This window comes from Yoonia sp. KMU-150, from assembly GCF_056858355.1.
Map to the genome: position 1 here is coordinate 297564 of NZ_JBXEQF010000002.1, position 19471 is coordinate 317034.

A 19471-nucleotide genomic window follows, 5' to 3' on the forward strand; every position below is an offset into this window, starting at 1 on the left:
AGTTTGGTTGGTACGTTGTGCCGCGGGTATGTTGGAGCAGATTGAAAGAGGCCCTCGGGTCAAGCCCGAGGGTGACGGGATGTGGGGATACGAGGGTGACGGAATTTCTGGCCATTTCCCTTACCTTTCCGTCATTGTCGGACTTGATCCGACAATCTCTGGCCACAAGTCGCGCCAATCGGGGTTCTGCGTTTCGATCAAATCCACTTTCCACGCTCTGTTCCAACGCTTGATGGCCTTTTCGCGTTTGATGGCTTCGGTCGGTTCGGAATGCTGCTCGAACCAGACGAGCCTTTCGAGGTTATAACGATCCGTGAAGCCTTTCGTCGTGTGGGTGCGGTGTTCGTAGACACGGCGGACAAGGTCGTTGGTCACACCGGTGTAAAGCGTTCCGTTTGGCTTGTTGGTCATGATGTATACGAACAATGCGGTGCGCCCGAAGGATGGAGGCCCTCGGGCCAAGCCCGAGGGTGACTGGCATTCCGATCACAAATCCATCAACAACCGGCGCGGATCTTCAAGTGCTTCTTTCACGCGGACGAGGAACGTCACCGCCCCCTTGCCGTCGACGATCCGGTGGTCGTAGGACAATGCCAGATACATCATCGGGCGGATTACGACCTCACCATTGATCGCCATGGGGCGGTCCTGGATCTTGTGCATTCCCAAAATACCACTCTGCGGTGGGTTCAGGATGGGGGAGGACATCAAGGAACCATACACGCCGCCGTTGGAGATCGTGAAGGTGCCGCCCTGCATTTCGGCCATGCTGAGCTTGCCGTCGCGGGCCTTCGCGCCCTTTTCGGCGATCGCCTTTTCGATGGCGGCGAATGACATCTGGTCGGCGTCGTTGATCACCGGCACCACAAGGCCGGTTGGCGTGCCTGCGGCGATGCCCATGTTGACGTAGTTTTTATAGACCACCTCGTTGCCGTCGATCTCGGCGTTAACCTCGGGCACTTCGTTCAGGGCGTGCACGCAGGCCTTGGTGAAGAAGGACATGAAGCCGAGTTTCACGCCGTGCTTCTTGAGGAACAGATCCTTGTATTCGTTGCGCAACGCCATGACTTCGGTCATGTCGACCTCGTTGTAGGTGGTCAGCATCGCGGCGGTGTTCTGGCTGTCCTTCAGGCGCTTGGCGATGGTCTGGCGCAGGCGGGTCATCTTCACGCGCTCTTCGCGGGCGCTGTCGTCCTTGGCCGGGGCGCTGGACGCGGCCGGTTTCGACGTGCCTGCGGCGATGGCCTTTTGCACGTCTTCCTTCATCACCCGGCCGTCCTTGCCGGTGCCCTTGACGTCGCCGTCCTTGAGGTCGTTTTCGGCCATGAGTTTCTTGGCGGAGGGGGCATCCTCGGTGTCGCGCTTCTTGTCGTCACCGCCTTTGTCGTCGTCTTCCGCGGCGTTGATGTCGTCGACGCCCTTGCCTTTGGTCTCGGTCGTTTCGGGGACATCTTCCGCCTTGGGCGCGCGGGAGGAGCTTGCAGCCGCGCCGTCGCTGTCGCCTTCGGAGATTTGCGCCAGCAGGGCGTCGACCCCGACGGTTTCACCTTCGTCCGCGACGATCTCGGACAGGGTTCCGGCGACGGGCGAGGGGACCTCGACCGTGACCTTGTCGGTTTCAAGCTCGCACAGCATTTCGTCGACGGCGACGCTGTCGCCGGGCTTCTTGAACCAAGTGGCGACGGTCGCTTCGGTGACGCTTTCGCCAAGGGTGGGGACGCGGACTTCGGTGCTCATTTCTTTGATCCTTCGACTGTGAGGGCGTCATCGACGAGCGCCTCTTGTTGTGCTTTGTGCTGGCTGGCCAGACCTGTGGCCGGGGATGCGGCGGCGGCGCGCCCGGCGTAGATGGGCCGCGTGTTGGCAGCCTTGATCCGGGTCAGTACCCATTCGAGGTTTGGTTCCATAAAGGCCCATGCGCCCTGGTTCTTGGGTTCTTCCTGGCACCAGACCATTTCGGCGTCCTTGAAGCGTTGCAGCTCCTTGACCGCGGATTGCGCGGGGAACGGATAGTATTGTTCGAACCGCATCAGATAGACGTCGTCGATACCGCGCTTGTCGCGTTCTTCCAGCAGGTCGAAGTAGACCTTGCCGGAACACATGACCACGCGCTTGATCTTCTCGTCCGCGACCAGTTTCGTGTCCGAATTGCCGTGCTGGGCGTCGTCCCACAACACGCGGTGGAAGGACGATCCGGTCTGGAATTCCTCTGCCTTTGACACGGCCAGCTTGTGCCGCAGTAGGGATTTCGGCGTCATCAGGATCAGCGGTTTGCGGAAGTCGCGGTGGATCTGGCGACGCAGGATGTGGAAATAGTTGGCCGGCGTCGTGCAGTTGGCCACGATCCAGTTGTCGCCGCCGCACATCGTCAGGAACCGTTCGAGACGCGCGGAAGAGTGTTCCGGCCCCTGACCCTCGTATCCGTGGGGCAGCAGGCAGACGAGGCCGGACATGCGGAGCCACTTGCTTTCGCCCGACGAGATGAACTGATCGAACATGATCTGCGCGCCGTTGGCGAAATCGCCGAACTGCGCCTCCCACAGGGTCAGCGCGTTGGGTTCGGCGAGGGAGTAGCCGTATTCGAAGCCGAGCACCGCGTATTCAGACAGCATGGAGTCGATGACCTCATACTGCGATTGCCCCTCGCGGATGTTGTTGAGCGGATAGTAGCGATCCTCGTTTTCCTGATTGATCAGCGCGGAGTGGCGGTGGCTGAACGTGCCGCGCGTGGCGTCCTGACCTGACAGGCGGACGGGGTAGCCTTCGGTGAGCAACGAACCGAAAGCCAGCGCCTCGCCTGTCGCCCAGTCGAAATTCTCGCCGGTTTCGAACATTTCGGCCTTCGCCTTGAGCAGGCGTTCGACGGTACGGTGGATCGGGAAGCCGTCGGGATGGGTCGTGAGAGCCTTGCCGATTTCTTCCATCGTTTCGGGTTTGATCGCGGTTTCGCCGCGCTGGTAGTTTTCGCCATCGCGCCGGTCGATATGGCTCCACCGTCCGTCGAGCCAGTCGGCCTTGTTCGGCTTGTACTGCTTGCCGGTTTCAAATTCCTCGTTCAGGTGGCTTTGGAACGCGGCTTTCATATCCTCGATCTCGCCCTCGGGGATAAGGCCGTCCTTGACGAGGCGTTCAGTGTAGAGCGTCAGTGTCGTCTTCTGCTTTTTGATCTTCTTGTACATCACCGGGTTGGTGAACATCGGCTCGTCGCCTTCGTTGTGACCGAACCGGCGGTAGCAAATGATGTCGAGCACCACGTCCTTGTGGAACTTCTGGCGGAACTCCGTCGCCACACGGGCGGCGTGCACCACGGCCTCCGGATCGTCGCCGTTGACATGGAAAATCGGTGCCTCGACCATCAGCGCGATGTCGGTGGGGTAGGGGCTGGACCGGCTGAAATGCGGCGCCGTGGTGAAACCGATCTGGTTGTTCACCACGATGTGCATTGTCCCGCCGGTCTTGTGGCCCTTGAGGCCGGAGAGGCCGAAACCTTCGGCGACGACGCCCTGACCTGCAAAGGCTGCGTCGCCGTGCAGCAGGATACCCATGACCTTCGTGCGGTCCTCGTCTTTCTTTTGATCCTGCTTGGCGCGGACCTTGCCCAGCACGACGGGATTAACGGCTTCAAGGTGGCTTGGGTTGGCCGTCAGCGACAGGTGCACGGTGTTACCGTCGAATTCGCGGTCATGGCTTGCGCCGAGGTGGTATTTCACGTCGCCGGACCCGTCGACATCCTCGGGTTTGAAGCTGCCGCCCTGAAATTCGTTGAAGATCGCGCGGTAGGGTTTCTGCATCACGTTGGCCAGCACCGACAGGCGGCCACGGTGGGGCATCCCGATGACGATGTCCTCAAGCCCCAGCTGACCGCCGCGCTTGATGATCTGTTCCATCGCGGGGATCAGGCTTTCGCCGCCGTCCAGACCGAAGCGTTTCGTGCCCATGTATTTGACGTGCAGGAATTTCTCGAACCCTTCGGCCTGCACGAGAGAGTTGAGGATCGCCTTGCGGCCTTCCTTGGTAAACGCGATTTCCTTGCCGTAGCCCTCGATCCGCTCTTTCAGCCAGCCCGCTTCCTCGGGGTTGGAGATGTGCATGTATTGCAGTGCGAAGGTGCCGCAGTAGGTGCGGCGCACGATGGCGAGGATCTCGTTCATCGTGGCGACTTCGAGGCCCAGCACGTTGTCGATGAAGATCGGGCGATCCATGTCGGAGGCTTCAAAGCCATAGTTTGCGGGATCGAGTTCGGGGTGGTTGTTGGTGTCGCGCATTTCCAGTGGATCGAGGTCGGCAACCAGATGGCCCCGGATCCGGTAGGCGCGGATGATCATCAGCGCGCGCAGGCTATCGAGAACGGCGGCGCGCACCTGGCCTTCGTCGAGGCTGACACCCTTTTCGGCGGCCTTGCCCTTGATCTTGTCACCGGCCGCCTTCGGTTCGGTCGGCCACTGGCCATCGAGCGCGGCGGTCAGGTCATCGTTGGGGACAGGCGGCCAGTCGCCGCGTGACCAGGAGGGACCCGCCGCCTCGGCCTTGGCGTCGGCATCGCTGTCGCCCAACGCCTCGAAAAACGCGCGCCAGCTTTCGTCGACCGCATCGGGATTGTCCGCGTAGCGGGCGTAAAGTTGTTCGACATATTCGGCGTTATGCCCCTGAAGAAAGGAGCTTTGGTGAAAGGCGTCGTTCGGTGTCTGGTCGTTCATTTGATCTACCTTTTGGTCGGTGCGCCGGTCGTCACTGGTCGGGCGAACGGTCTAGTCGGGCGGCGGCGGGATGGGGGCCGGAACGGGCGGTCTCGCTCAAGCGGGCGTAGTTTTCGTGCCGCCGCCAGTCACGGTTGTCGAATTCCACGATCTGATTGCGGCCTGTGGTCTGGAATGTGATTTCGTCGCCGAGATCGGCGAAGCCGCCGACGTTTTCGACCTGATCCGCAAATGCTGCGTCGTCGGGGCCTGCCCAGAAACAAGACAGGTTCTCGCCCTGGCTGAGGACGACCGCGGTTTCACCGTCGCGCGCATAGAGCTGGCCGAACTCCGGGTCGTTGAGTGAGGCGTAGAGCGCTGTGACAACCTGATCCACTGCACCTTGCTGATCTGTCGCAGAGGCGTCCGGCATGAACGACCACATATGCGATCCGACAAGATCGCGCAGGTCCTGCCGGGCGTCCTGCCGGGACGGTGCGGCCCATCCCGCCGCTGTCATGTCTTCGCGGATCGAAGCGCCGGTCGCTGCGATCGGGTTGCAGGCGGCGATCAAGGACGCCACGCCGCCGCTGTCCTGCGCCGTCGCAGGGACGGCCAGAGCGATTGCAGCGACGGTCGCGCATTTCAGATGAATGGACACTACAAAATCTCCTGTTCAAAAACGGTTTGAAATGTCACCCGGTTTGCGGTGAGGCGGAATGATAGGCGCATGCGAACGGGATCAGTCATCGTCCGCTCCTTCAGGTGCCGGTGGCGGAATGATGGTCTGGATGTAGAGACCGTTCGCCCCGGCCAGCGGCGGGTCGGGCGGTGTGTCCGGGTCCAGCTGCAAAGCCATGATCCGGGTCGTCGAACCATCTGTATGTTCCGGGCCACGAAACGCGGCCATACGCAGTTGTGGCAGGATGGTCTGGTCCGGGGTGTCGGTAAAGACCGCATCGTTCAGCCTGTCGTCTGGCAGGACGAGCCAGCAGTCGATACGGAATTCAAGGGCGTCATTTTCGTAGCCGCCGATTACGATCAGGTGGTCGTCCTGTTCGTAGATCACGCGGTCTTCGACCAGGTCGCGCGCGTGACGCATCCCGTCGGCCGCACGGGCCACCATCATGTCGTCCCACGGCAGGCCGGAGGGACCGATAAGCGGCAAAAACGTGTCGGCGATGCGGGCGATGGCCGCTTCACGATTTGCCGTCGCGGTCCAGCCCTCGGCCTCCATCGTTTCGAAGTAGAGGTCGCGGTCGCGGTGGGTCTGCGCGCAGGCGTTGAAGGATGGTGCGAAGTCCTCGATGTTCTGTGCGGCGGCGGGTGCGGCCGTGCAAAGGCATATCGCCAAGGTGGACGTCAGGCGCATCATTGCGGCAACTCCCCCCGGTAAGCAGCGGCGGCAAGCACTGTGCGTGCCGGGGGCGCGCCGAGAAAGCTGGTCAGGTCCGGATCCAGCGAGATTTCGACGAGATCCGCGACCCAGATGCCGGGGCGGGGGCGTTGCCCTGCCGACATCAGAGCGTTGGACCAGACCCGCGAATTGCCCTGCGCCTGACCGTCAGTGATCAGTTCGCGGAAGGCATCGGTATCCACCGGCCCGGGCAGCATGACATCGCAGGCGACAGCGTTGGCAATCCCGTCGATCCATTCGATCTGGGCAAAGCTGACACCGTCGTCGCGGACATAGGCCTGCGCCTGATAGGCGGCGAGTTTTTCCGCGTTTTCGGCCATACGGCTGTCGAGCAGCGCCTTTTCGGCGTCGAAGTCGAAATCGTCCATGGAGGCGCGGCGCGCACCAACGAAGAACAATGCCGCCGAGCGGTTCAGCTCGGGGTAAAGCGCATCGGGCATCGGCGACCATCCCAAGGCGGCCATGCCGGTATCGGCTTCCGCGCTGTCGGGAATGGTTTCGCAAAGTGCGAAGACATCCATGATCGGGTCCGGCTTCTGCGCCAGGTTCACCGCGACCCACGCGCCCGCTCCGACGATCAACGCGGCGGCGATACCTGCAATGATGGATGGGCGGACGGCCACGGCTTTATGTCTCCCTATTCCTCAACGGGCGAAGCGGTCGGGCCACCTCGCCCGGTCATTCAGCCTTTGTCGATAGCCGCAAGAACCGCCTCGCCCAGGGTTGCGGGGCTGTCGGCGACGACGATGCCTGCGGATTTCATCGCCTCGATCTTGCTTTCCGCGTCGCCCTTGCCACCGGCGACGATGGCACCTGCGTGGCCCATGCGACGGCCCGGCGGTGCGGTGCGGCCCGCGATGAAACCGGCGACGGGTTTCCAGCGGCCCTTTTTCTTTTGTTCGGTCAGGAATGCGGCGGCCTCTTCCTCGGCGCTGCCGCCGATTTCGCCGATCATGATCATCGAATGTGTTTCGTCGTCATCGAGGAACATATCGAGCACGTCGATATGCTCGGTCCCCTTGATCGGATCGCCGCCGATGCCGACGGCGGTGGACTGGCCAAGACCGCTGTCGGAGGTCTGTTTCACGGCCTCATAGGTCAGCGTGCCGGAGCGGGACACGACGCCCACGGAACCGCGCTTATGGATGTGGCCGGGCATGATGCCGATCTTGCAGGCGTCGGGCGTGATGATGCCGGGGCAGTTCGGGCCGATCAGGCGACTGGCGGACCCTTCAAGCGCGCGTTTGACACGCATCATGTCGAGCACCGGAATGCCTTCGGTGATGCAGATGATCAGCGGCATTTCGGCGTCGATCGCCTCGAGGATCGAATCCGCGGCAAAAGGCGGCGGGACGTAGATGACGGAGGCATTCGCCTCTGTCTGCGCCATGGCCTCGTGCACCGAATTGTAGATCGGCAGGTCGAGGTGCGTCTGTCCGCCCTTGCCCGGTGTCACACCGCCGACCATCTTGGTACCGTAGGCGATGGCCTGTTCGGAATGGAACGTACCCTGAGAGCCGGTCAGGCCCTGACAGATGACGCGGGTGTTTTCATCGACGAGAATGGCCATGTGATGTGGTCCTTATTGCGATTTCGAGATGCGGGCGTTTGCATAGAACAGGCCGTCAGGCCCGGTGCGTCCGTCAAGCGTTACGGTCAAATCCGGATTGGGTGCCAGATCATTCAGGGTGCGGCCAAAGGCGACAAGGCCCGCCGTTTCGTCGCCGGCGAGCGCGAAGACCATCGAACAGTCATTTCCGATCAGTTTTACCGACAGGTTCATCTGATCATGGAAGTAGGTGCCAGTGGTTCCGCTTTGCGTGAAAGGATAGACCGCCAAGGCCTGCGGCGTACCCGCAAATTGCGGCAAGGTCTGGACGCAGGCAGCGTTGAAAATTTGCGCTGCCGCTCGCGGGTCCGCCGGATTGGGTCCGGGGGCCGCGGTGGGTGAAGTTGGAACCTGTGCACAGGCGGACAAGGCGAGCAGGGCCGTGCCGACAACGGCCACGCGAACGGATGACTGTGAATTTGTCGTTGCGATCATCTTGTATTTCCCCACTGACATGCCGGTCGCCCTAGCCGTCGACGACCGTGACGTCTTCGATGGGCGTTTCGATCACCACGACTTCTGTATCGGGATCGGAGGACACGACCGTCACGGGCGAAATATTCTGCGGGCCATCGCGCACCGGAAGGTCGGATAGATCTTGCGTCCCCGAACAGGCGGCGAGGGTCGCAGCTGACGCAAGAGCGAACAGCGTTTTGGCGGTTGATGTCATGTGATGTCCTTTTGGAAAGTGTGGAGCGATGGATATGGGGTCATTGCGTCGCGCGGACAGCGCGAACGCAACGAACCAGCCGCGGCAGATGCCGGGGCTGGTTTGGAGTTTGGGGTCTGGTCCGCGCCTTGGGCGCGACCGGAATTCAGCGGTAGGTGTAGGGCGAGACGTCCTGCGGGCCGCACCGCACAGGCATGCCGCTGGCACCCTGCATATAGGGGTTGTTGCCGCAGGACATCGCACCTGCTGTTTCGACCTTGTTCACGACGGACGTGTTGCCGCCGCCGCTCATGCAGGCCGAGAGGGAGACGGCACAGGTCAGCATCATCGTGTATTTCATCATCGTCATATTCCTTCGACCGACTGGGTGCCGAGCCATGAATCGACCCTGTCAGGGCCTGCATGGCACGGCGTTCGGTGAAAGGATCGCGCGGGGGTCGGGCGAAATTGCGCTGAGGATGTGACGATTTCAGGGCGAATGCCACATCGCCGCAGGAGATGTGGTCCGCTGCGATCGAAACCGCTGCGCAGATGCCAGGCAGGTGTGTATGCGCCTCCGTCCGGTCGCTTCTACGCGTTCGGGTTTTGTCATTTCCTGCCGTCCGGGCGGTGTCGGCCCGGACGGCGCCTGTCGCTATCTGTAGGTATAGGGTGACACGGTCTGCGGGCCGCAGCGCGTGGGATACCCGTGGTTGTTGTTGATGTAAGTCGCACTGATCCCCGTGAAGCCCGAACACTGGGTCGGGCCGGTATAGTTGCGGGTCACGCCGCCCCCGTCCATGCCGCCCATGCAGGCGGACAGGGAAACGATGGCGGCGGCGGAGAGTGTCAGTTTCAACATGGGGATCATCATCCTTTTCAAAAGCGGTCTGGTGCATGTCGCGACCCGGTTGGGTCACGATCCAAGGGCACCATGCGCCTGAAGTGTTGATGAGCGGTTGCACTGACAATTCCATTCAAATGCGAGTAACTAAAACCCGGCCTATCGCGTGATCGGCTGGGCCTGTGGGCCGCAGCGCACAGGGTCCGAGGCCGTCCCGACCGCCGTGGCGGAGGCCGTGGTGCAGGTTTGTACGCCGACGCGTTCGAAGCTGGTGTCGTTGCCGGTTGAGCCGACGAAACCGTCACAGGCTGCGAGCGTCACTGCGACAGGCAGAAGTGCGAGTATTTTCAAAGACATTTGTTTCCCTTTCCCAGGAGACTAACAATTGAACCGTTTGACCTGCGTTATCTGTCTGCTCTTGCGTTTGCCGTTGATCGGCAAGGTAGCGCCGCCGGCGATCTAGCCTTTCACCGCCTTCACGATTTTCTGCGCACCGTCTTTGAGGTCGTCGGCGGCGATCACGTCGACATCGCTGTCGTTGATGATCTTCTTGCCGGCCTCGACATTCGTGCCTTCAAGTCGCACGACCAGCGGCACCTTGAGGCCCACCTCCTTCACCGCGGCGACGACGCCTTCGGCGATCACGTCGCAGCGCATGATACCGCCGAAGATGTTGACGAGGATGCCTTTGACCTGCGGGTCGGAGGTGATGATCTTGAACGCCTCGGTCACCTTATCCTTGGTCGCACCGCCGCCCACGTCGAGGAAGTTGGCCGGTTCTGCACCGTAGAGTTTGATGATGTCCATGGTCGCCATGGCAAGGCCCGCGCCGTTGACCATGCAGCCGATTTCACCGTCCAGCGCGATATAGTTGAGATCGTATTTCGAGGCGGCGAGTTCCTTTGGGTCCTCTTCGGTTTCGTCGCGCAGTGCTGCGATATCGGCATGGCGATACACCGCGTTGCCGTCAAAGCTGACCTTGGCATCGAGCACTTTCAGATCGCCCTTGTCGGTCACGATCAGCGGGTTGATCTCCAGCATCTCCATGTCTTTTTCCGTGAACGCTGTGTAAAGCTGGCCCATCAGCTTCACGCATTGCTTCACCTGCTGGCCTTCGAGACCCAGCGCGAAGGCGACGCGACGGCCATGGAACGGCTGATAACCAGTGGCGGGGTCGACGGTGAAATTCAGGATTTTGTCGGGCGTGTCCGCGGCGACCTGTTCGATGTCCATGCCGCCCTCGGTCGAGCAGACAAAGCCGATCCGGCTGGTCGCGCGGTCGATCAGCAGGGCGAGATACATTTCCGTCTCGATCCCCGATCCGTCCTCGATATAGACGCGGTTGACCTGCTTGCCCGCCGGGCCGGTCTGATGCGTGACCAGCGTGCGCCCCAGCATCTTCTTGGCTTCCTGTGCCGCTTCCTCGACCGATTTGGTCAGTCGCACGCCGCCTGCATCGCCCGCGTCGGCTTCCTTGAACTTGCCCTTGCCGCGGCCCCCGGCGTGAATTTGCGCCTTCACCACCCAGAGCGGCCCATCCATTTCGCCGGCTGCGGTTTTGGCTTCCTCGGCCCGCAGGACGGCACGTCCATCGCTGACAGGAGCGCCGAAGGACGCAAGGAGTGCTTTGGCCTGATATTCGTGGATGTTCATCGGTCGGTCCCTTGGGTTGGGTCAGTTTATCCCAGCAAAACACATCGGATCGCGCAACAGAACCGGTAACACAGAGAAATTTGCGAAAACCCCACATTTGTGATCACAGGCTTTTCAGCTGTGATCACAAAATGAAAGAATGAAGGTGAAGGATGCGATTCGTCACGTGCATTGCAAATTCCGCAATGTGCGCAGGGACGGCACGCGACCGACCGGGCGACGCACCACGAAAAAGGGCGCCCCGAACGGGACGCCCTTTTTCATCATTCAGGCGGGCAATCAGGCCAGCGAGTCGTCGATACCCTTGCAGGCGCTGACCAGACCCTTCACCGCTTCGACGGATTTGTCGAACATCGCCTGCTCGTCCTTGTTCATCTTGATCTCGACCACGCGCTCCACGCCGCCCGCACCGATCACGGTCGGCACGCCGACATAGAAGCCGTCAAGCCCATAGGCTTTTTCGACATGCGCGGCGCAGGGCAACACGCGCTTTTGGTCCTTGAGGAACGCCTCTGCCATTTCGATGGCAGAGGTCGCTGGCGCGTAGAAGGCGGAGCCGGTTTTCAGCAGTCCCACGATTTCCGCGCCGCCGTCCCGGGTGCGCTGTACGATCGCGTCCAGCTTGTCCTGCGTCGTCCAGCCCATCTTGACCAGATCGGGCAAAGGGATGCCTGCGACGGTGGAATAGCGGACCAGCGGGACCATCGTGTCGCCGTGGCCGCCAAGAACGAAGGCCGTCACGTCGCGCATGGAGACGTTGAATTCCTCAGCCAGGAAGTGGCGGAACCGTGCGCTGTCCAGCACACCGGCCATGCCGCAAACCATGTTGTGCGGCAGGCCGGAGAATTCGCGAAGCGCCCAGACCATCGCGTCCAGCGGGTTGGTGATGCAGATGACGAAGGCATCGGGCGCGTTGGCGGCGATACCTTCGCCCACGGATTTCATGACCTTGAGGTTGATGCCCAGCAGATCGTCGCGCGACATGCCGGGTTTGCGGGCCACACCAGCGGTGACGATGCAAACGTCGGACCCTGCGATTTCCGCGTAGTCGTTGGTGCCTTTCAGCGCCACGTCGATGCCTGCGACCGGCCCGGCCTCTGCGATATCGAGCCCCTTGCCGCGGGCGATGTCGCCGTCTTCGGCGATGTCGAACAGGGTGACGTCGCCCAATTCCTTGATGGCTGCGAGGTGGGCAAGCGTGCCGCCGATCTGTCCGGCACCGATGAGGGCAATCTTGGGTCTGGCCATGAGAGGCTCCTTGCGAAAAAGGTTTCCGATTTGCAGCGATGCCTAGTCTTTTGCCAAGGGCGGTGCAAGTGTGCGGCGAACGGGGACGGATGGGATACGCTGTCGTGGACGGGCTAACATTCTGGGCGCTTGCGATAATCGCGGCCTTTTGCGTGGGCCTCGGCAAAGGCGGTGTCCCGGTGATCACGGCGCTGGCGGTGCCGCTGATGTCGCTGGTGATGTCGCCGATTCTGGCTGCCGGGCTGTTGCTCCCGGTTTTCATCGCGGCCGATATGGGCGGGCTGTATGCCTACAGGCGGACATTCAACGCGGCCGTTCTGCGTATTCTGATCGTGGCGATGCCGGTCGGCGTATTCATCGGCTGGGCAACAGCGGCCTATGTGCCAGAGGCGGCGGTGACCCTGCTGATCGGGTTGATCGGGGCCAGCTTTGCACTGGCGACACTGTTGCGCAGGCCTGTGGAGGGGCCACCGGTCACGCCGCGGTGGGGGCCGGGCCTGTTCTGGGGGACGATCACCGGGTTCACCAGTTTCGTCAGTCATTCGGGATCGACACCCTATCAGGTGTTCGCGCTGCCCCTGCGTATGGACAAGATCACGTTCGCGGGCACGATGACCGTGGCGTTTGCCTATATCAACCTTGTGAAATTGATCCCCTACTACGCATTGGGACAGTTGGGGACGGACAACCTCAAGACCGCCGGTATCATGATGATTCCGGCGGGACTGGGCGTGATCTCGGGGGTTTGGCTGGTGCGGGTCATGCCGGAGAAGCTGTTTTTCCGGATCATCATCTGGGCCCTGCTGGCGCTGTCGCTCAAGCTGATGTGGGACGGGGCTGTCGGCCTGCTTGAACGCTAGAGCGTCAGGCCCCGCCGTCGTCATCGGGCAAGGGATCATCGGTCAGCTGAAACGCCTCTCCCGCTGCGACGAGGCATGTCGGGCCGCCGGGGCGGGTCATGGTCACCGTCCATGTGCCGGTGCTGTCCGAGGCGAAGACCTCCATTACCATATTGCCGGTCGCCAGCCCCATGGCCTGCCGTCGTTCGCCGTACCCTTCGGCCAGGCGCGCGACCACGGTGGCATGATCGGCGCAGGTGTTCGACTGGGCAAAGGCCCGTTCCGTGGCGAGGATCAGCGCGCCGATCCCGAGTGACAGGATAATGAAATTCCGGTTCATGATGTGCCTTTCGCATATGCCGCCGTGTGCGACCGAATGAGGGAATGATCGTGTGACTGTCGTCGGCACGTGGTGTCTATCCGGTTAATTCCACGTCACGGGCCATCTAACGCGCGGTTAATGCTGCGCTGCGGCGCATTTGTGCTTGAAGTATTCTGCAAGACTGCGCCATGTTTTGCGCAACTAAGTTGCAGGGACACGTTATGACCGATCTGCCGACACGTTCTGCCCTTTACATTCCCGGGTCGTCCGCCCGTGCGCTGGACAAGGCGCGGGGCTTGCCGGTCGACGTGATCCTGTTCGATCTGGAGGACGCGGTGACGCCTGAGGCCAAACCGGCGGCGCGCACGGCCTTGGCCGACTGCCTTGCCGCGGGCGGATACGGGCCGCGCCGGCGGGTCGTGCGGATCAATGGGCTGGACACGGAATGGGGCGGGGACGATGCGGCGGCGATCAGCGACATGGACTGCGACGCGGTGCTGTTGCCCAAGGTCGACGGGCCGGAGGATGTCGATGCGCTGGCGGTTCTGGTGCCGGACAAGCCGATCTGGGCGATGATGGAGACACCGCAGGGTATCCTGAATGCCGCAGCGATCGCAGCGCATCCGCGCATCGGCGGTTTCGTCATGGGCACGAACGATCTTGCCAAGGATATCGGTTCGCAGGGCCGGGCTGCGATGGTGACGGCGCTGCAAATGTGCCTGCTTGCGGCTCGGGCGCACGGAATCGTCGCGCTCGACGGCGTTTACAATGCCTTCAAGGACGAGGAGGGGCTGCGCGTCGAATGTGCTGAAGGCCGCGCCATGGGGTTTGACGGCAAGACGCTGATCCATCCGGCACAGGTGGCCATCTGCAATGCCGCGTTCGGGCCGAGCGACGATGAGATCGCGCTGGCCGAGCGGCAGATCGCGGCGTTCGACGCGGCACAGGCCGAAGGCAAGGGCGTGGCCGTGGTGGACGGGAAAATCGTGGAAAACTTGCATGTCGCCACGGCGCGCGTCACGCTGGCGAAAGCGAAGGCAATCGCTGCACTGGAGGCATCATGACCCTGCTTATTCTTGGCTTGTTGGTTTGGGCTGGCGCGCATTTCTGGAAACGGGTCGCCCCGGCCCATCGCGCGTCGTTCGGTGACAAGGGCAAAGGCATCGTCGCCGGGCTTTCGGTGCTGGCGATCGTGCTGATGGTGATCGGTTACCGTGCGGCGGACGGCACGTTCTACTGGGGCCGCACCGGTGCGATGACCGGGATCAACAATCTGCTGATGCTCTTCGCGGTCTATCTCTTCGCCTCCAGCGGTGCGAAGACCCGTATCACACGTTATGTGAAGCACCCGCAGTTGACCGCCGTGATGGTCTGGTCGGTGGCGCACCTGCTGGTGAATGGCGATACACCCTCGTTCGTACTGTTCGGCGGGCTGTTCGTCTGGGCGTTCACAGAGGTTATCGTGCTGACCCGCGCTCAGGCGGTGTTCGAACCGGAACATGGCTGGCCCGTCAAGAAGGAGGTCACTGCGGTCGTCGCGACCGTGGTGGTGTTTGCCGTGATCACCGCCGTCCATGCCTGGCTCGGCTACAACCCGTTTGGATAACCCATGAAAATATATCGTTTGCTGACCGAAGACGACACGTCCGCCTTCTGCCACAAGGTATCCGAGGCATTGTCTAAAGGATGGGAGCTTTACGGCTCGCCTACCTACGCGTTCGACCAGGCCAACGGCGTGATGCGCTGCGGGCAGGCGGTGACGAAAGATATCGACACACCTTATTCGTCCGAGATGAAGCTGGGTGAGCAATGACAAAGACGAACGCGGGCCGGTTTTTCGAGGACTACGCCGTCGGCGACGTGATCACACACGCCGTGCCGCGTACGATCAAGATGGGGGAACGCGCGCTTTACCACGCGCTTTACCCCGCCCGCCACGCGCTGCATTCGTCGGATATGTTTGCCCAAGGCTGCGGGCTGCCGTTCTCGCCACTCGACGATCTGGTCACGTTCCACACGGTCTTCGGCAAGACGGTGCCGGATGTCTCTCTGAATGCGGTGGCGAACCTGGGCTATGCCGAGGGGCGCTGGATCACGCCGCTCTGGCCCGGAGATACGATCACCGCGACGTCCGAGGTGATCGGCGTCAAGCAGAATTCCAACGGGAAAAGCGGTGTCGTCTGGGTGCGCACCACGGGGCGGAACCAGCACGGCGAGGTGCTGCTGGAATATGTGCGCTGGGTGATGGTGCGCAGGCGCGGCGATGGTGATGCGCCCGCGACCGTGATCCCCGATCTGGCAGACAGCGTGCAGGCCGCCGATCTGGTCATTCCGCGTGGGCTGGATTTCACGGGATATGATTTTGCGCTGGCCGGAGAGCCGCACAGGCTGACGGACTATGCTGTCGGCGAAGTGATCGACCATGTCGACGGTTTCACGGTCGAGGAGGCCGAGCATATGCTGGCCACGCGCCTGTGGCAGAACACCGCGAAGGTGCACTTCGACGCCACGCACAGGCCGGACGGAAAGCGGTTGATCTATGGCGGGCACGTGATTTCGTTGGCGCGGGCATTGTCGTTCAACGGTCTGGCCAATGCACAGATGATCGTGGCGCTGAATGGTGGCGCGCACGCCAACCCCTGCTTTGCCGGCGACACGGTGCGTGCGTGGTCCGAAGTTCTGGACGTGGCCGAGACGGATGTGCCGGGTGTCGGCGCGATCCGGCTGCGGCTGGTGGCCACGAAGGGTGAGGCAGGCGCCTTGCGTGGGGAGGACGGGAAATACCTGCCCGAGGTGCTGCTCGATCTGGATTACTGGGCTTTGATGCCGGTTTGATAACGCTACGTGATCACAGGTCCATTTGCAGTGATCACAAAACGGACTGATTGCATAGGTCGCGTCGTTTTCCTGTGCTGCGATGGCTGGCCAGCGTGACTCTTTGTGCTAGATCAGGCACAACTGGGTTAACGTGCCGGAGATGCCGCCGGCCAGAACGCAAGAGGGGACCATTCCATGGCCGACGTGAACCGGGGCAATCGCCCGCTTTCACCGCATCTGACGATCTACCGCCCGCAGATGACGTCGATGACGTCGATCTTCGTGCGGATCACCGGGAACGCCCTGATCGTCGGCGCGCTGATGGTCGTGTGGTGGTTCGTCGCCGCTGCCGCCGGGCCGGAGGCGTTCGAGACCGCGAACGGCTTCGTCACAAGCTGGTTCGGCGATCTGGTGCTGTTCGGGTCAGTGGCCTGCCTGTGGTATCACACGATGGGCGGCATCCGGCACCTGATCTGGGACATGGGCTATGGCCTCGAAGTCGAGCAGGCGGAAACCATGGGGTATGCGATGATCCTGATTTCCGTATTGCTGACCATTTTCACCGTCATCGTGACCTGAGGGGGGACCGGATATGGCATTTCTGACTGACCGCAAGCGCGCGACGGGTATGGGCTCCGCGAAATCGGGGACAGAACATCACTGGCTGATGATGGTGACGTCATTTGCGCTTGTCGTGCTGATCCCGGCGTTCGTTTTTACCTTCGGCAGTATTCTGGGCAGCCCCTATGAGGAGGTCGTGGCCTACTATCAGCGTCCCGTGCCTGCCGCAGTAGCCGCACTGACCTTCATGGTGGGATTTTTCCATTTCCGTAAAGGCGTACAGACGCTGATCGAGGACTATGTGCACGGGGTCGCCCGCAAGGTGGCGATCATCGCGATGATCTGTCTGTCCTACGGTGCGGCCGCACTTGGCGTGATCGCCGTGTTGCGCCTTGCGTTCTAATCCTGCCCCCAATCTGATCGCCGGAGAGTTTTGATGGCTGCTTACGAATATGAAACCCACGTCTATGACGCAATTGTCGTCGGTGCCGGTGGTGCCGGTCTGCGCGCGACGCTGGGTCTGGCGGAACAGGGGCTGAAGACGGCCTGTATTTCCAAGGTGTTCCCGACCCGCTCGCACACGGTTGCAGCACAGGGTGGCATCGCTGCATCGCTGGGCAACATGGGCCCCGACAGCTGGCAGTGGCATATGTATGACACGGTGAAGGGGTCGGACTGGCTGGGTGACACGGATGCGATGGAATATCTGGCGCGCGAGGCACCAAAGGCGGTTTACGAGCTGGAACACTACGGTGTGCCGTTCTCGCGCACGGAAGACGGCAATATCTACCAGCGCCCCTTCGGCGGCCACACGACCGAATTCGGCGAGGGCCCTCCGGTGCAGCGCACCTGTGCCGCCGCAGACCGGACGGGCCATGCGATCCTGCACACGCTTTACGGTCAGTCGCTGAAACAGCAGGCCGAGTTTTACATCGAGTATTTCGCGCTCGACCTGATCATGTCCGAAGACGGTGTCTGTCAGGGCGTCATCGCGTGGAAGCTGGACGACGGCACCATGCATGTCTTCAACGCCAAGACGGTCGTGCTAGCCACCGGCGGCTATGGCCGTGCTTACTTCTCAGCTACTTCGGCCCACACCTGCACCGGTGACGGTGGCGGAATGGTCGCGCGGCAGGGTCTGCCGCTGCAGGATATGGAATTTGTGCAATTCCACCCGACCGGCATCTACGGTGCGGGCTGCCTGATTACCGAAGGCGCGCGGGGCGAGGGGGGGTATCTCACCAACTCCGAAGGCGAGCGGTTTATGGAACGCTATGCGCCGACCTACAAGGATCTGGCGTCGCGCGACGTGGTCAGTCGCTGTATGACGATGGAAATCCGAGAGGGGCGCGGGGTAGGGGCCGATGGCGATCACATTCACCTACATCTGAACCACCTGCCGAAGGAAACGCTCGATTTGCGCCTGCCAGGTATTTCGGAAAGCGCGCGCATTTTCGCGGGTGTGGACCTGACCAAGGAACCGATCCCCGTGCTGCCGACGGTGCATTACAACATGGGCGGTATCCCCACGAACTATTGGGGTGAAGTGTTGAACCCGACCGAAGACGATCCCGACCGGATCGTGCCCGGCCTGATGGCTGTGGGCGAGGCGGGCTGCGCGTCGGTTCACGGTGCGAACCGTCTTGGGTCTAACTCCCTGATCGACCTTGTGGTCTTTGGCCGCGCCGCCGCGATCAAGGCGGGCGAGGTCGTGGACCCAGAGGCCAAGAACGGCACGCTCAATCAAGCGTCCGTCGATCAGTGTTTCGACCGTTTCGACAAACTGCGCCACGCCGATGGTGGCACGCCGACCGCTGAATTGCGCGACGAGATGCAAAAGGCGATGCAAAAGGACGCCGCCGTCTTCCGCACCGACAAGACATTGGCCGAGGGCGTGAAGGCGATGGAAGAGATCGCCGGGAAGATGGACGACCTGAAAGTGACCGACCGGTCGCTGGTCTGGAACTCTGACCTGATGGAAACGCTGGAACTGACCAACCTGATGCCTAACGCGCTGGCCACGATTGTCGCCGCGGAGGCGCGCAAGGAAAGCCGCGGCGCTCACGCGCACGAAGACTATCCCGACCGGGACGACAAGGAGTGGCGGGTGCATTCGCTGGCGGTCGTGGACGGTGCCAAGACGACACTCTCGACGCGGCCCGTGCATCTCGATCCGTTGACCAAGCAAAAGGATGGCGGGATCGACATGAAGAAGATCGCGCCGAAGAAGCGGGTGTATTGATGCGACTGGCCGGGTCCGCGATTTCCGCTTTTGTGCTTTCGGCCTGTGCGGGTGTCGCGCAGGATGCGGAAAGTGCCGAGCGGAGCGCCGCCCGCGCAATCATCACTGCGGAAATGGCAGCCGAGGGCATCCCGCCGGAATGGCATGATGCTGCAGCAACCTGCGTGATGGCAGACTTGAGCGATGCGCAGGTGACCGCACTGGTCGCTGCAACGGACGCCGCCGAACGCGAGGCGATACTCAACAATCTGAACGATCCCGATGCTGTCGATACCTGTATCGCGGAGGTATTGAACCTGTGATCGGGCGCGTGTTGGCAGTGTTGACCGTTCTGGCCGGATGCACCGACATCCCGGTCAGCCCGCAACTGCTGGCCCGGCAATGTGCCGAACAGGCCCGCGCCGCGCTTGGCCCGACAGGGCGCGTGACAATCGGGGCCAACAGCAGCTCCGGCCCGTTCACACGCGCGCAGGTCGGGATATCGAGCGATTTTATCCGCGGGCTTGCGCCTGAAACCGTTTACGACCGGTGCTGGTTCAACCGCACCGGCGAATTGCCCACCATACCGCTGGTTTTGCCAGCGCCCAGCTAGAC

25 protein-coding genes are annotated in these 19471 nt (G+C 61.9%); 10 read left to right on the forward strand and 15 right to left on the reverse strand.

Translation table 11 applies throughout. The features are described 5' to 3' along the window. Window positions 1-120 precede the first annotated feature (120 nt). The 14 genes from AC04PH_RS14280 to mdh all read right to left on the reverse strand — a co-directional run bounded on the left by AC04PH_RS14280 (window position 121) and on the right by mdh (window position 12096). Entirely contained in the window at window positions 121-411 is a 291-nt protein-coding gene (locus AC04PH_RS14280) for a GIY-YIG nuclease family protein (protein WP_483066489.1), read from the reverse strand. A 75-nt stretch (window positions 412-486) separates the two neighbouring features. Further along, window positions 487-1737, reverse strand: a complete 1251-nt coding sequence (gene odhB, locus AC04PH_RS14285) for a 2-oxoglutarate dehydrogenase complex dihydrolipoyllysine-residue succinyltransferase (RefSeq protein WP_483066490.1) — start codon at window positions 1735-1737, stop codon at window positions 487-489. Next, complete coding sequence (locus AC04PH_RS14290; RefSeq protein ID WP_483066491.1) at window positions 1734-4697, reverse strand: 2-oxoglutarate dehydrogenase E1 component; 2964 nt, start codon at window positions 4695-4697, stop codon at window positions 1734-1736. The genes odhB and AC04PH_RS14290 overlap by 4 nt, the downstream gene beginning before the upstream one ends. Before the next feature lie 31 nt (window positions 4698-4728). Next, window positions 4729-5337, reverse strand: coding sequence for a hypothetical protein (locus AC04PH_RS14295; RefSeq protein WP_483066492.1), 609 nt, complete (start codon window positions 5335-5337; stop codon window positions 4729-4731). An 81-nt stretch (window positions 5338-5418) separates the two neighbouring features. Further along, complete coding sequence (locus AC04PH_RS14300; protein WP_483066493.1) at window positions 5419-6051, reverse strand: hypothetical protein; 633 nt, start codon at window positions 6049-6051, stop codon at window positions 5419-5421. Continuing rightward, a complete protein-coding gene (locus AC04PH_RS14305) occupies window positions 6048-6716 on the reverse strand; it encodes a hypothetical protein (RefSeq protein ID WP_483066494.1) in 669 nt (222 codons plus the stop codon). The genes AC04PH_RS14300 and AC04PH_RS14305 overlap by 4 nt, the downstream gene beginning before the upstream one ends. Window positions 6717-6775: 59 nt before the next feature. Next, window positions 6776-7663 carry a succinate--CoA ligase subunit alpha gene (gene sucD, locus AC04PH_RS14310; protein WP_483066495.1) on the reverse strand — a complete coding sequence of 296 codons (888 nt, stop codon included), beginning with the start codon at window positions 7661-7663 and terminating at the stop codon, window positions 6776-6778. Window positions 7664-7675: 12 nt separating this feature from the next. Continuing rightward, window positions 7676-7933 carry a hypothetical protein gene (locus tag AC04PH_RS14315; RefSeq protein ID WP_483066496.1) on the reverse strand — a complete coding sequence of 86 codons (258 nt, stop codon included), beginning with the start codon at window positions 7931-7933 and terminating at the stop codon, window positions 7676-7678. A 235-nt stretch (window positions 7934-8168) separates the two neighbouring features. Continuing rightward, window positions 8169-8372, reverse strand: coding sequence for a hypothetical protein (locus tag AC04PH_RS14320; protein ID WP_483066497.1), 204 nt, complete (start codon window positions 8370-8372; stop codon window positions 8169-8171). Window positions 8373-8517: 145 nt separating this feature from the next. Further along, window positions 8518-8715: a hypothetical protein gene (locus tag AC04PH_RS14325; RefSeq protein ID WP_483066498.1), complete on the reverse strand. Its 198-nt coding sequence runs from the start codon at window positions 8713-8715 to the stop codon at window positions 8518-8520. Between the two features lie 291 nt (window positions 8716-9006). Continuing rightward, window positions 9007-9213 (reverse strand): hypothetical protein, encoded by a 207-nt coding sequence (locus AC04PH_RS14330; RefSeq protein WP_483066499.1) that lies wholly within the window; start codon window positions 9211-9213, stop codon window positions 9007-9009. A gap of 141 nt (window positions 9214-9354) precedes the next feature. Next, entirely contained in the window at window positions 9355-9552 is a 198-nt protein-coding gene (locus AC04PH_RS14335) for a hypothetical protein (RefSeq protein ID WP_483066500.1), read from the reverse strand. Window positions 9553-9654: 102 nt separating this feature from the next. After that, on the reverse strand, window positions 9655-10848 hold the full coding sequence (sucC, locus tag AC04PH_RS14340; protein WP_483066501.1) for an ADP-forming succinate--CoA ligase subunit beta: 1194 nt from the start codon (window positions 10846-10848) through the stop codon (window positions 9655-9657). Between the two features lie 279 nt (window positions 10849-11127). After that, window positions 11128-12096 (reverse strand): malate dehydrogenase, encoded by a 969-nt coding sequence (gene mdh, locus AC04PH_RS14345; protein WP_483066502.1) that lies wholly within the window; start codon window positions 12094-12096, stop codon window positions 11128-11130. Between the two features lie 104 nt (window positions 12097-12200). On the opposite strand from mdh, the gene AC04PH_RS14350 reads away from it, so the two are divergent. After that, entirely contained in the window at window positions 12201-12956 is a 756-nt protein-coding gene (locus AC04PH_RS14350) for a sulfite exporter TauE/SafE family protein (protein WP_483066919.1), read from the forward strand. A gap of 4 nt (window positions 12957-12960) precedes the next feature. Here the strand turns inward: AC04PH_RS14350 and AC04PH_RS14355 are convergent, their stop codons facing one another. Beyond that, window positions 12961-13275, reverse strand: a complete 315-nt coding sequence (locus tag AC04PH_RS14355) for a hypothetical protein (protein WP_483066503.1) — start codon at window positions 13273-13275, stop codon at window positions 12961-12963. 203 nt (window positions 13276-13478) lie between these two features. Between AC04PH_RS14355 and AC04PH_RS14360 the strand changes: the two genes are divergently transcribed. From AC04PH_RS14360 to AC04PH_RS14400, 9 genes are all read left to right on the forward strand, one after another. After that, window positions 13479-14321, forward strand: a complete 843-nt coding sequence (locus tag AC04PH_RS14360; RefSeq protein ID WP_483066504.1) for an HpcH/HpaI aldolase/citrate lyase family protein — start codon at window positions 13479-13481, stop codon at window positions 14319-14321. After that, complete coding sequence (locus tag AC04PH_RS14365) at window positions 14318-14863, forward strand: NnrU family protein (RefSeq protein ID WP_483066505.1); 546 nt, start codon at window positions 14318-14320, stop codon at window positions 14861-14863. The genes AC04PH_RS14360 and AC04PH_RS14365 overlap by 4 nt, the downstream gene beginning before the upstream one ends. Window positions 14864-14866: 3 nt before the next feature. Continuing rightward, entirely contained in the window at window positions 14867-15070 is a 204-nt protein-coding gene (locus AC04PH_RS14370) for a DUF1737 domain-containing protein (RefSeq protein WP_483066506.1), read from the forward strand. After that, entirely contained in the window at window positions 15067-16092 is a 1026-nt protein-coding gene (locus AC04PH_RS14375; protein ID WP_483066507.1) for a MaoC family dehydratase, read from the forward strand. The genes AC04PH_RS14370 and AC04PH_RS14375 overlap by 4 nt, the downstream gene beginning before the upstream one ends. 177 nt (window positions 16093-16269) lie before the next feature. Then, entirely contained in the window at window positions 16270-16653 is a 384-nt protein-coding gene (gene sdhC / locus AC04PH_RS14380; protein ID WP_483066508.1) for a succinate dehydrogenase, cytochrome b556 subunit, read from the forward strand. 13 nt (window positions 16654-16666) lie between these two features. Further along, on the forward strand, window positions 16667-17038 hold the full coding sequence (gene sdhD, locus AC04PH_RS14385) for a succinate dehydrogenase, hydrophobic membrane anchor protein (protein WP_483066509.1): 372 nt from the start codon (window positions 16667-16669) through the stop codon (window positions 17036-17038). 33 nt (window positions 17039-17071) lie between these two features. Further along, entirely contained in the window at window positions 17072-18877 is a 1806-nt protein-coding gene (gene sdhA, locus AC04PH_RS14390; protein ID WP_483066510.1) for a succinate dehydrogenase flavoprotein subunit, read from the forward strand. Beyond that, the gene (locus AC04PH_RS14395) at window positions 18877-19179 is read left to right on the forward strand and encodes a hypothetical protein (protein WP_483066511.1); all 303 of its coding nucleotides are present in this window, start codon (window positions 18877-18879) and stop codon (window positions 19177-19179) included. The genes sdhA and AC04PH_RS14395 overlap by 1 nt, the downstream gene beginning before the upstream one ends. Window positions 19180-19196: 17 nt before the next feature. Further along, a complete protein-coding gene (locus tag AC04PH_RS14400) occupies window positions 19197-19469 on the forward strand; it encodes a hypothetical protein (RefSeq protein ID WP_483066920.1) in 273 nt (90 codons plus the stop codon). The last annotated feature ends 2 nt before the right edge of the window (window positions 19470-19471 follow it).